The organism is Collinsella sp. AF19-1LB (assembly GCF_003459655.1).
Lineage (GTDB): Bacteria > Actinomycetota > Coriobacteriia > Coriobacteriales > Coriobacteriaceae > Collinsella.
The window spans coordinates 62,450-74,645 of sequence record NZ_QRWO01000009.1; the positions used below are offsets into that span (position 1 = coordinate 62,450).

Here is a 12,196-nt window from a genome sequence, read left to right on the forward strand (position 1 = left end):
CTCAAATGCGATGGTGTCGGAGGCGGGACTTGAACCCGCATGACCAAAAAGCGGTCACTAGCACCTCAAGCTAGCGCGTCTGCCAATTCCGCCACTCCGACATGCTATGTTGTTGATTCGCGCTTCGTTTTGTTGGACCCGCGCGTTCAACGAGGAAGATAATAACCTATGATTCGAGAACTGTGCAAGCACTTTTTTCAAAAAAGTTTACGAATTTGTAAATGCGCAGGTAGATCCGTATGCCCGGCCCCGAATCGGTGTTGCCTCCCGGCGCGTCCTCGGGCATGGGCGATATTTTGCTACGCACTTCGTGCTGCAAAATATCGCTCCCCCTGCGGAATGCGCCGGGAGGCAACACCGATTCGGGGCCTACCAACACATACTCCAGGCACAGTTCTCAAACATGTTCTGGGGCTGATGCAAATTTGGTGGCTCGGCAAAGCCGAGCCCTTATATGGGGAGGCCGGAGCCAAAGCTCCGGCCTCACTAACTTTCCTATTAGATTAAGTGAGCGATCAAGGAATCTCACTCCCCTCTGCCGCGTTAACGCAGGGCCCGCCCTGGTGTTGCTTTTCAGAACATTCCGCAGGACGGAGGAAGCCCCGCAGCGCGTAGCGCGCAGCGGGGCTTCCGACATGTCCGAGGACGTTCTGAAAAGTAACACCAGGCGGGCCCGGACGAGAACAACCGACTACAGGTCGATGTGCGATTCCTTGATCGGGAACGGCTCCGCGAAGTGACAGGCGCAGCAGTGACCCGGTGCGACTTCCTTAAACTCGGGAAGCTTCTCGGAGCAGATGCCCTGCGCGATCGGGCAGCGCGTGTGGAAACGGCAACCGGTCGGCGGATCCAGCGGCGACGGCGGATCGCCAGCGAGAATGATGCGCTTGCGGGTCTTCTGGATATCCGGATCGGGCACCGGCACGGCAGACAGCAGCGACTGCGTGTACGGGTGGTGCGGCTCACTGTAGAGCGTCTTCCAGTCCGAAACCTCGACCATCTTGCCCAGATACATAACGGCAACGCGATCAGAAATGTGCTGCACGACAGAGAGGTCGTGAGCAATGAAGAGATAAGCCGTACCGAACTTGTCCTGGAGCTCCTTAAGAAGGTTCAGAACCTGGGCCTGAATGGATACGTCAAGCGCAGAGACGGGCTCATCGCAGATAATCAGCTTGGGCTTGAGCGCAAAGGCGCGGGCAATGCCGACACGCTGGCGCTGGCCGCCCGAGAACTCGTGCGGATAGCGGTTGATGTGCTCGGGATTCAGACCGACGACGTCCAGCAGCTCGCGGACGCGCTCGATACGCTCTTCCTTTGTACCCACGCCGTGAATGGTCATGGGCTCAGAGACAATCTCACCGATGGTCATACGAGGATTGAGCGAAGCATAAGGATCCTGGAAGATAAACTGCATCTCGCGACGCATGTCCTTGATCTCATGCTTGCTCATCTCGGCAACATCTTTGCCCTGGAAGAACACCTTACCGGCCGTCGGCTTGGTGAGGCGCATGATGGTACGGCCCGTGGTGGACTTACCGCAACCAGACTCGCCGACCAGACCAAAGGTCTCGCCAGGATAGATTTCGAACGAAATGTCGTTCACAGCAGAGACGACACGCTTGGAGAAGCGCTTGGCGAACATGCCGGACTCAGCGGGAAACTCCTTAGAGAGGTGCTCGACCTTCAGCAGCGGAGTACGCTCGTTGGTATCTGCCATTACGCCTCGCCTCCCTTCTTGGAATCCTTGCGCGTACGGGACGTCTCAGGAGCGTTCTTGAGGAACTCGGGGTCACCGGAGTAGTGGCACGCAGAGTAATGACCAGACTCGGTGACAACGCGCTCGGGGCGCTGCTTGCGGCACTTGTCCGTCGCATAGGGGCAACGAGGAGAGAAGACGCAGCCCTCAGGCAAGTTCATGAGCGAAGGCGGGTTGCCGTGAATCGGCGTCAGCGGCTTCTTCTCTTCGATGGCCTGCTCCGGGATGGAGCGGATAAGGCCCCAGGTGTAGGGGTGGCGGCTCTCGTAGAAGATTTCCTCAGCAGTACCGAACTCGACAGGACGGCCGGCATACATAACCATGATTTTGTCGGCCATATCGGCGACAACGCCCAGGTCATGGGTAATCATGATGATGGCGTTGCCGTTCTTCTCCTGCATTTCCTGCATAAGCTCAATAATCTGAGCCTGAATGGTAACGTCCAGGGCGGTCGTGGGCTCGTCGGCAATCAGAATATCGGGATCGCAGGCAAGGGCCATAGCAATCATGACGCGCTGACGCATGCCACCAGAGAACTGGTGCGGATACTCATTGACGCGCTTCTCGGGCTCGGGAATGCCAACGAGGTCCAAAAGCTCGGTGGCGCGCTTGAGCGCCTCCTGCTTGGAGTAGCCACGATGCAGACGAAGGCCCTCGCCCACCTGCTTGCCGATCTTATAGACCGGGTTCAAGGAGGTCATAGGATCCTGGAAGATCATCGCGATATCGTTACCGCGAATGTGCTGCATCTCTTCCTCGGTCATCTCGAGGATAGAACGACCGCGATAGCGAACGTCGCCGCCCTCAATCTTTCCCGGAGGCATCGAGATAAGACCCATGATGGTCATGGCGGTCACGGACTTACCGGAGCCGGACTCACCGACGACACCCAGGGTCTCGCCGCGATCGAGTGTGTAGGACACACCGTCGACAGCGCGAACGACACCATCTTCGGTATGGAAATACATCTTAAGGTCATCGACCTCGAGCAGATGCTGGCCCTCGGGAACCGGCTGGTCCTTCAGGTCCACATAGTTCTTGTTCTTCTTCATCCTTATGCGTCCTTCATCTTGACGTCGAGGGCGTCGCGCAGACCGTCACCCAGCAGGGTGAAGGCGAGCACCGTCGAGAGAATTGCCAGACCGGGCATGATCATCATCCAGGGAGCAGTCAGAAGATACTGCTGACCGTCCTGAATCATGGAGCCCCACGAAGGCGTAGGCGGGATAACGCCCATGCCGAGGAAGGACAGGGCAGACTCGGTCAGAATAGCGCCACCAATGTTCATGGTCGCATAGACCACGATAGAAGCAACGGAGTTCGGGAAGATATGGCGCATAACGATACGCGCATCGGATGCACCCATAGCGCGAGCGGCGTCAACATAGTCGTTCTCTTTGACCGTCAGGATCGCGGATCGGAAGACGCGCGCAATCGAAGGCCAGCCGAGAATGCCGATGGCGATAAAGACATTCTGAAGACCACGACCGATAACGGCAATCATGGCAACAACGAACAGCACGTACGGGAACGCCAGGAAGATGTCCGCACAGCGCATGATGATCGTATCCCAGATGCCGCCATAGAAACCGGCCAGGGCGCCCATGACCAGACCGATCACCGTGGAGATGGCGGTGGCCATAATACCGACGGAAAGCGAAACGCGTGCACCGTAGATAACACGGACGAGAATGTCACGACCAAGAGAGTCGGTGCCAAACGGGTGCTCGGCACACGGAGCCAGCAGCGACGTCTCGGCCATGGTGGTCGAGTCAGAAGCCGTAGGAGAGCCGAGCCAGGGCTTAGCCCACAGATCGGCGGTCAGGGCGACCACAACAACGATGATGATCCAGCAGACACCGATAACGGCGAGCTTGTTCTTACGAAGACGCTTAAAAGCGTCGCCCCACAGCGTGCGGGACTTGGCGGGAGCAGATGCGGCCTTGGTGGCGGTAGCCTGCTCCTGAGACTGAGAATCAGTTTCCTGCATGAGACGTACCTCCCTTAGGCCTTATCCGACGGACCGCCAAGGCGGATGCGCGGGTCGAGGAATGCATAGCTAATGTCGACGAGCAGGTTGATCACCATAACGACGACAACAATGAGCGTAACGCCGCCCATAACGATGGGCCAGTCGCGCATGCTAATGGCGCGGTAGACCTCGAAGCCGATGCCGGGCCAGTTAAAGACCGTCTCGGTCAGGATGGCGCCCGAAAGCATGCCGCCGAAGTCGACACCAATATAGGTAACGACGGGGATGAGTGCATTCTTAAGCGCATGCTTGATAATGATCGCGCGATTGGAGAGACCCTTGGCCTTTGCCGTACGGATGTAATCCTGGTTCATGACGTCAAGCAGCTGCGAGCGCATAATGCGGGCGGCATAAGCGGTCGAAACCGAAGCCAGCGTAATGGTCGGAAGCACATAGTGCATCCAATCCTGATACTGAGAGCTGGAACCGCCGGCACCCGAGATCGGCATGGAGAATGCACCGCCCGTGGCGTCCTTGAGAATGACGCCAAAGAACAGCTGCAGCAACATACCGAGCCAGAAGGCCGGGACGGCAACGAGAATCGACGTGGTGAGCGTTACCAAAATATCCCAGAAGGAATAACGCTTAACCGCCGAAATGATACCCGCACCGATACCCATGATTGCCTCGAGCACGATGGCGCACGCGGCAAGTTTGACCGTATACGGATACTTCTGGGCAAAGATTTCCGTAACCGGCAGCTTGCGCTGGTACGAATTGCCCAGATCGCCATGAAGCAGGCCGTTCATGTAATACAAGTAACGGTCCACGAGCGACGTTTGAACGGGGTCGCCGTTCTCGTCAAGGATCGCGTTGCCGTCCTCGTCCGTCTGGACCAGGTGATAGCGAACGCGAAGCTGAAGCTCCACCTCGGGGGACAGAGCCTTGTCTCCACCGATCAGCTTGATCGGATCTCCCGGCACGATATTCTGGAGGGCGAACAGAATCAGCGTAACGCCCAAAAACACCGGGATGAACTGAAGCACACGTTTAACGATGTACTTACCCATACCACTCCCCTATCTAGGGATTAACCTAAATGGGATGCCGATCGCCAGACCGGCATCCCAAAATTACCATCAGCCAGTTTACCCCAGGTTAGGGAGAACTGTATGTTTCCCATGAGGTCTACGTAAATACTTGACCCTCACGGAAGCTGCAAAACCCTTAGGCGAGCTCGGCGGTACCCAGATCGGCGTGCTTCTGCGGATCAACATAGAGATGCTTGACGCGGTCAGAGCCAGCGATGGTGTGCGTGTAGAACATCACCGGGATAACCGGGCAGTCAGCAGCGACCATGGCGTCGGCCTCCCGCATCTTGGCGATGCGCTCCTCGTCATCAACCGTGGTGCGGGCCTCGTCGACCTTGGCATCGAACTCGGGGTTGCTGTAACCGGAGCGGTTGTCGCCACCGAGGGAGTCGGAGTGGAACAGCGGGTACAGGAAGTTGTCCATGATCGGGTAATCGGCGATCCAGCCCAGACGGCCGAACTGATAGTTGAAGTTCTGATACTGCTCGAGCAGGGCAGACCACTCAGGGGTATCGGAGACAGCGGTAACGCCAACCTTGGCGAGGTCGCCGATGATGGACTCCATGATCTCCTTGTGACCACCGTCCTGGTTGTAGGAAAGGGTCACGCTAATGCCACGATCGCCGTTAGCGCCAGCGGGAGCGACCTTGTCGAGGTACTCGTTAGCCTTGTCGACGTCATAGGCGCAGAACTCCCATGCGCCCTCCTTGTAGCCGGCGATTCCCGGAGGAACAATACCGTCGGCGGGGGTACGGGTACCCTTGAAGATGGTCTTGCAGATGGCCTCACGGTTGATGGCCAGGGAGATGCCCTTGCGCAGGTCGGCGTTATTGAACGGCTCGGCCGTGGTGTTGCAGGTCAGATAGTACGTGGAAGGCTCGGCACCGAGCAGCATATGCTCGCCGTCACCCATGGTGTAACCGTCCTTGGACTCGCCACGGTCCTTCTTGGCGGCATCGATCTGAGCAACGGGAACGTCGCAGACATCGAGGTTACCGGCCTGGAACTCCTTGTAAGCGGTCTCCATGTCCTTGATGACCTGGAAGTGGATGCCATCGATCTTGGCCTTGTCGCCATAGTAATCGTCAAACTTCTTGAGGTTGATCTCCTGGCCATCCTCCCACTTACCGTCCATCATGAACGGGCCGTTACCGACCGGGGCAAGGTAGAAGCTCTTGACATCGGACTCGGCGCACTCGGGAACCGGGGACAGAGCCGGGTGAGAGGCGACGAAGGGGAAGTCGGCGTAAGCGGAAGACAGCTTGACGACGAGGGTCTCATCGTCGGGGCAAGTAACACCGCTGAGCTCGGTAGCGTTGCCGGCAAGCAGATCGTCATAGCCCTCAACCATGGAAAGGTGATAGGAGACCTCGGAAGGACCATACTCGGTGGCGATGGCCGACTTGGTGTTGACTAGACGCTCCCAACCGAGCTTGAAGGACTTGGAGGTAACGTCGTCACCGTTGTGGAACTTAGCCTTCTTGATCTTGAAGGTGAACTCGGTGGCGTCGTCGTTAGCCTCAAAGGACTCGCAAGCCAGCGGAACGATCTCGCCCTTCTCGGGGTCGTACTCCGTCAGAGCGTCGAAGAGCTGGTACTCGACCTGAGTGCCCTGATCCTCCTGGACGTTGTAGGGGTCGATGCAGACCGGGTTGTTGATGTAGAAGTTCAGCGTCGAACCGGAGTCAGATCCGGAAGCGTCGCCGCCCTTCTTGCCGCATGCGGCAAGAAAAGCCATGGAGCTCGCAGCGAGGGTGCCGCCAACAAAGGCGCGACGACCCATAACGGGCTGGTGGAACATAGAATCAGCCATGCCATCCTCCTTATGAGATAGGACAAAGTGAATTCGGCCGGGCAACGTCGAGACAGCCCAATCGAACCATTCAAACGCGGTCCGCCGTTATGGCTGGTTATGCAGTGCGGACCAACGTTTCGCAATACAGTAGCGCATTTTATGCACAATATGGCGCTAATTCCGGTTAACGGTCGAGAATTTCTTTAGTTAGGCGAAGTATGTGGGGATATTTTGACTCTGTTACAAGTCTGTAAACAAAAAGGGCCCCACACATGCGGGACCCTTTGCAAACGTATATACGCCGATGCTTAGTAGCCGACGATGCCCTGCGGGAAGAAGAACATGCACAGCACAACGCACACGGAAAACACGACAGCCATGATAACGGTCAGGCGGTCAAGGTTCTGCTCCATGACGCCCGTGGCAGAGCTGGAGTTATACAGCGAGCTAGCGATCATATCCGAAACGCCGGTGCCCTTACCGGAATGCATCAGAACGAGAATCGTCAGCGCCACGGCAGAAACAGCCCAAACGACAAACAGAAGAATCTGAAACGGACCCATAGATAAGCTCCTTAATAGAACAATTCAAACTCCAGTACTGTACCACAACCTCCAACACTCCCCCACCTGCCATTTAGGGACGGGGTAGAAATGGCAGAAATACCAAAAAGGGGGTCGTCCGGTTGTGGACAACCCCCTTACTAGAAAACGGTATTTGTTTTCTATTAGGCCTCGGTGGCGAGCACGCGACCCGTCATCTCGGCGGAAGGCTCAATACCAGCCATGGTGAGCATGGTCGGAGCGATATCGGAAAGACGGCCGTCCTCGATACCGGTGAGCTTGGCCTTATCATCAACGATGATAAACGGCACGCGGTTGGTGGTGTGAGCCGTAAACGGATGCTTGGAACCGTCGGAAGCAACGTCAAACATGTGGTCGGCGTTACCGTGGTCGGCGGTGATCAGCGCAAAGCCGCCCTTGGCGAGAATCGCCGGGACAACCTTGGACAGGGCATCGTCAACAGCCTCGACGGCCTTAACGGCGGCGTCGAAGACACCGGTGTGACCAACCATGTCGCAGTTCGCGAAGTTCACGATGTAGAAATCAGCGCGATCCTCGTTGATGGCGGCGACGAGCTTCTCGGTAACCTCGGGAGCGCTCATCTCGGGCTGCAGATCGTAGGTAGCAACCTTGGGGGAAGCGACGAGCACGCGCTCCTCGCCCTCCTTGGGCTCCTCGATGCCGCCGTTGAGGAAGAACGTCACGTGGGCGTACTTCTCGGTCTCGGCGGTGTGCAGCTGCTTCAGGCCATTGGCGGCGATAACGTCGGCCAAGACGTTCTCGGGGAACGTCTTGGGGAAGGCGACCTCGACGTCAAACGTCGGATCGTACTCGGTCATCGTCACAAAGTGCGAAAGCTTAATCTGCTCGCGCTCAAAGCCGTCGAACTCCTTGTCCGTGAACACGCGAGTCATCTGACGAGCGCGGTCGGGACGGAAGTTGAAGAAGATGGCCGCGTCGCCCTCGTGAATGCCCTCGTTGTGGGCAGCGAAGGGCTCGACGAACTCGTCGCCGCGCGGATCCTTCTCGTAGTAGGCCTTGATACCGGCAACGGGGTCGGTATCGGCATCGGACGCGTTGACCATGACGTCGTAGGCACGCTGGATGCGCTCCCAGCGGTTGTCGCGGTCCATGGCCCAATAGCGGCCCGAAACGGTGGCAACGCGAGCGTCGCAACCGGTCTCCTCGGAGATCTTAGCCAGGAAAGCGCAGAACTCGCTCATGTAGCCGGCACCGGACTGCGGGTCGACGTCGCGGCCATCCATGAAGGCGTGGACGCGAACGGTCTTGACGCCATGCTGGGCAGCCATCTTGACCAGAGCCTCGACGTGGTTCATGTGAGAATGAACACCGCCAGGGCTCATAAGGCCCATGAGGTGCAGGGTCTTGCCTTCGGCCTTGACGTCGTCCATAGCCTTGACGAAGACCTCGTTCTTGGCGATGGAGCCGTCCTTGATGGCGTTGTTGATGCGCGAAAGCTCCTGGAACACGATGCGGCCGGCACCGATGTTGAGGTGACCCACCTCGGAGTTGCCCATCTGGCCGTCGGGAAGGCCCACGTCCTCGCCCGAAGCACCGAGCGTGGTGTGGGGATACTGAGCGTACAGGCTATCAAGGAAGGGCGTCTTGGCAGCGGCGACGGCGTTCTCGCCATCGGCCGGAGCCAGGCCACAACCGTCCATGATGATCAGAAGTGCAGGAAGATGACGCTGTGCCATATGTCCTACTCGCCTGCCTTAACGACCATAGAGGCGAAATCGGCAGCCTTGAGCGAAGCGCCGCCCACGAGGGCGCCGTCAACGTCGGGCTTGGCGACGAGCTCGGCGATGTTGCCGGGCTTAGCGGAACCGCCGTAGAGAACGCGGATGCCGTTGGCGAGCTCCTCGCCGAACATCTCCTTGAGGGTCTCACGGATAGCGCCGCAGACCTCCTGAGCGTCCTCGGCGGTAGCGGTCTTGCCGGTGCCGATAGCCCAGATGGGCTCGTAGGCGACGACGACCTGCTTGGGGCAGGTGATCTCAAGACCAGCAAGGCCAGCCTTGACCTGGTTCACGACGTGCTCGACATAGGTGCCAGCCTCGCGGACCTCGAGGGACTCGCCGCAGCAGAAGACGGGAACAAGACCGGCGGCAACGAGGGCCTTGGCCTTCTTGTTCTGATCCTCGTCGGTCTCGTGGAAGTAATCGCGACGCTCGGAGTGACCGATGATGCAGTAGGTGCAGCCAGCGGACTTGAGCATGTCGCAAGAGGACTCACCGGTGAAGGCACCCTTGGCCTCCCAGTACACGTTCTGAGCACCGAGGGCGATGGGGGCAGCCTGAATACGGTCATGAACCGTGGTGATGTCAATGGTCGGAGGGCAGACGAGCACCTCGACGCCAGCCGGAACCTCGGGCAGAGCCTGAGCCAGCTCGTCGGCGAGCTTGGCGGCCTCGGCGACGTCGTTGTTCATCTTCCAGTTACCAGCGATAAGAAGGGTGCGATTAGGCATCGAGAAGCGCCTCCACTCCGGGCAGGGCCTTACCCTCGACGAGCTCCATGGAAGCGCCACCACCGGTGGAGATCCAGCTCATCTTGTCGGCCAGGTTGAACTTGTTGACAGCTGCGACAGAGTCGCCACCGCCGATGATCGAGGTGCAGTCGGCCTCGGCAACAGCCTCGGCAATAGCCTGGGTGCCGTGAGCGAAGTTATCGAACTCGAAGACGCCCATGGGGCCGTTCCAGAACACGGTCTTGGCGCCCTTGACAGCCTCGGCGTAGAGCTCCTCGGTCTTGGGGCCGATGTCCATGCCCTCACGATCGTCGGGGATAGCGTCGGAAGCGACAACCTCGGGGACAGCGTCCTCGCCAAAGTGATCGGCAACGCGGTTGTCGATGGGGAGCAGGATCTTGACGCCCTTCTCCTCGGCCTTCTTGAGCATCTCGCCAGCGCGCTCGACCCAGTCCTCTTCCTTGAGGGACTGACCGACGGTCAAGCCCTGAGCCAGGAAGAAGGTGTAGGCCATGCCGCCACCGATGATCAGGGTGTCAGCAGAGTCGATGAGGTGATCGAGAACGCCGATCTTGGAGGAAACCTTGGAACCGCCGACGATGGCGACGAAGGGGCGCTCGGGCTCGGCGAAGATGCCGGTCAGCGTGTCGACCTCCTTCTCGAGCAGGAAGCCAGCGACGGCAGGCAGGTAAGCGGCGGGGCCCACGACGGAACCCTGGGCGCGGTGAGCGGTGCCGAAGGCATCGAGAACGAAGACGTCACCATAGGAAGCAAGCTTCTTGGCGATCTCGGGATCGTTCTTCTTCTCACGCTTGTCGAAACGGACGTTCTCGAGAACGAGGACCTTGCCCGGCTCGACGGCGGCGACAGCCTCGGAAGCCTTCTCGCCGTAGGTGTCGGCGACAAAGGCAACGTCGAGACCAGAGAGCTCGGCCAGCTTCTTGGCGACAGGCTCAAGGGAGAGCTCGGGCTGGAAGCCGGTGCCATCGGGACGGCCGAGGTGGCTCATGAGGATGACGCGAGCGTTGTGCTCAACGAGGTAGTTGATGGTGGGCAGGGCAGCCTTGATGCGGGTGGTGTCGCCAACGACGCCATCCTTGATAGGCACGTTGAAGTCAACGCGGACGAGAACGCGCTTGCCGTCGACATCGATGTCGCGGACGGTCTTCTTGGTAAAGGCCATGTTTGCTTCTACCTTTCGTACGTGTCTGCCTCCCATTACGGCAGACGATTTCCTATAAAAAGGGCGCGACCCTAGGGTGTAAGCCCTATGAGGCCGCGCCCTTCTTTAGACGCTCAACGAGCTATTCGCTAAAAGCTAAATTAAGCAACGAACTTCTCGAAGTACTTGATGGTGCGGACCATCTGAGAGGTGTAGGAGTTCTCGTTGTCGTACCAAGAGGTGACCTGAACGAGGGTCTGGCCGTTGCCGAGGTCAGAGCACATGGTCTGAGTGGCGTCGAAGATGGAGCCGTGGGTCTCGCCGATGATGTCGGTGGAGACGATGTCGTCCTCGTTGTAACCGAAGGTCTCGGAGATGGTGGAAGCGTAGGCCTTCATAGCGGCGTTGACCTCGTCGACGGTGACCTTCTTGTCAACGACAGCGTAGAGGTTGGTGATGGAGCCGGTCGGCGTCGGGACGCGCTGGGCGGCACCGATGAGCTTACCGTTGAGCTCGGGGAGAACCAGGCCGATAGCCTTGGCAGCACCGGTGGTGTTGGGGACGATGTTGACGGCGCAGGCGCGGCTACGACGCTTGTTGCCCTTGCGCTGCGGGCCGTCGAGCGGCATCTGGTCGCCGGTCCAGGCGTGAATGGTGGTCATGATGCCGGACACGATGGGAGCGAAGTCGTTCAGACCCTTGGCCATCGGGGCGAGGCAGTTGGTGGTGCAGGAAGCAGCGGAGATGATGTTGTCCTCAGCGGTCAGCGTCTCGTGGTTGACGTTGTACACGATGGTGGGCAGATCGCTGCCGGCCGGAGCGGAGATGACGACCTTCTTGGCGCCAGCGTTGATGTGGGCCTGAGCCTTAGCCTTGCTGGTGTAGAAGCCGGTGCACTCGAGAACGACGTCGACGTCGAGGTCGCCCCAAGGCAGGTTGTTGGCGTCGGCCTCCTTGTAGATCTTGATCTCCTTGCCGTCAACGGTGATGGAATCCTCGCCAGCAACGACCTCGTGATCGCGAGCGTAGTTGCCCTGCGTGGAGTCGTACTTCAGCAGGTAAGCGAGCATATCGGGAGAGGTGAGGTCGTTGATAGCGACGATCTCGGAGCCCTCATGACCGAACATCTGACGGAAAGCCAGACGACCGATGCGACCGAAGCCGTTAATAGCAACCTTTACTGCCATTGTGTCTCCTTTCGTAAGGCCCCCGCAAGCTACAGCGCCCGCCGTTGAGGCCCACAAACTAACCACTCGCCTAATATACCTTTTTTTGACTTGAATTTCACGAGAATGCTCGAAATTGAAAATCAAATTTACGTTAAAACGTTTTCCTTGATTGTCATTTTCATTGCAACAGCCTC

At 58.5% G+C, this 12,196-nt stretch carries 10 protein-coding genes and 1 tRNA gene; all 11 read right to left on the reverse strand.

Annotated elements, in window-relative coordinates; translation table 11 throughout:
- Nucleotides 1-11: 11 nt before the first annotated feature.
- A tRNA-Leu gene (locus DWX39_RS04005) sits at nt 12-101 on the reverse strand.
- A gap of 590 nt (nt 102-691) precedes the next feature.
- Nucleotides 692-1,720 carry an ABC transporter ATP-binding protein gene (locus tag DWX39_RS04010; RefSeq protein ID WP_022094888.1) on the reverse strand — a complete coding sequence of 343 codons (1,029 nt, stop codon included), beginning with the start codon at nt 1,718-1,720 and terminating at the stop codon, nt 692-694.
- Nucleotides 1,720-2,811: an ABC transporter ATP-binding protein gene (locus DWX39_RS04015; RefSeq protein WP_022094887.1), complete on the reverse strand. Its 1,092-nt coding sequence runs from the start codon at nt 2,809-2,811 to the stop codon at nt 1,720-1,722. The genes DWX39_RS04010 and DWX39_RS04015 overlap by 1 nt, the downstream gene beginning before the upstream one ends.
- A gap of 2 nt (nt 2,812-2,813) precedes the next feature.
- Nucleotides 2,814-3,749 (reverse strand): ABC transporter permease, encoded by a 936-nt coding sequence (locus tag DWX39_RS04020; protein WP_117640785.1) that lies wholly within the window; start codon nt 3,747-3,749, stop codon nt 2,814-2,816.
- A 14-nt stretch (nt 3,750-3,763) separates the two neighbouring features.
- Entirely contained in the window at nt 3,764-4,801 is a 1,038-nt protein-coding gene (locus tag DWX39_RS04025) for an ABC transporter permease (protein WP_117758574.1), read from the reverse strand.
- A 157-nt stretch (nt 4,802-4,958) separates the two neighbouring features.
- Complete coding sequence (locus DWX39_RS04030; RefSeq protein WP_117758575.1) at nt 4,959-6,635, reverse strand: ABC transporter substrate-binding protein; 1,677 nt, start codon at nt 6,633-6,635, stop codon at nt 4,959-4,961.
- 290 nt (nt 6,636-6,925) lie between these two features.
- Nucleotides 6,926-7,180, reverse strand: a complete 255-nt coding sequence (secG, locus tag DWX39_RS04035) for a preprotein translocase subunit SecG (protein WP_117758576.1) — start codon at nt 7,178-7,180, stop codon at nt 6,926-6,928.
- A 164-nt stretch (nt 7,181-7,344) separates the two neighbouring features.
- Nucleotides 7,345-8,898, reverse strand: a complete 1,554-nt coding sequence (gpmI, locus tag DWX39_RS04040; RefSeq protein WP_117758577.1) for a 2,3-bisphosphoglycerate-independent phosphoglycerate mutase — start codon at nt 8,896-8,898, stop codon at nt 7,345-7,347.
- 5 nt (nt 8,899-8,903) lie between these two features.
- On the reverse strand, nt 8,904-9,671 hold the full coding sequence (tpiA, locus tag DWX39_RS04045) for a triose-phosphate isomerase (RefSeq protein WP_022094882.1): 768 nt from the start codon (nt 9,669-9,671) through the stop codon (nt 8,904-8,906).
- Nucleotides 9,664-10,854 carry a phosphoglycerate kinase gene (gene pgk, locus DWX39_RS04050; RefSeq protein ID WP_117758578.1) on the reverse strand — a complete coding sequence of 397 codons (1,191 nt, stop codon included), beginning with the start codon at nt 10,852-10,854 and terminating at the stop codon, nt 9,664-9,666. Before pgk ends, tpiA begins: the two co-directional genes overlap by 8 nt.
- A 140-nt stretch (nt 10,855-10,994) precedes the next feature.
- Nucleotides 10,995-12,020: a type I glyceraldehyde-3-phosphate dehydrogenase gene (gap, locus tag DWX39_RS04055; RefSeq protein ID WP_099431436.1), complete on the reverse strand. Its 1,026-nt coding sequence runs from the start codon at nt 12,018-12,020 to the stop codon at nt 10,995-10,997.
- Between the last annotated feature and the right edge of the window lie 176 nt (nt 12,021-12,196).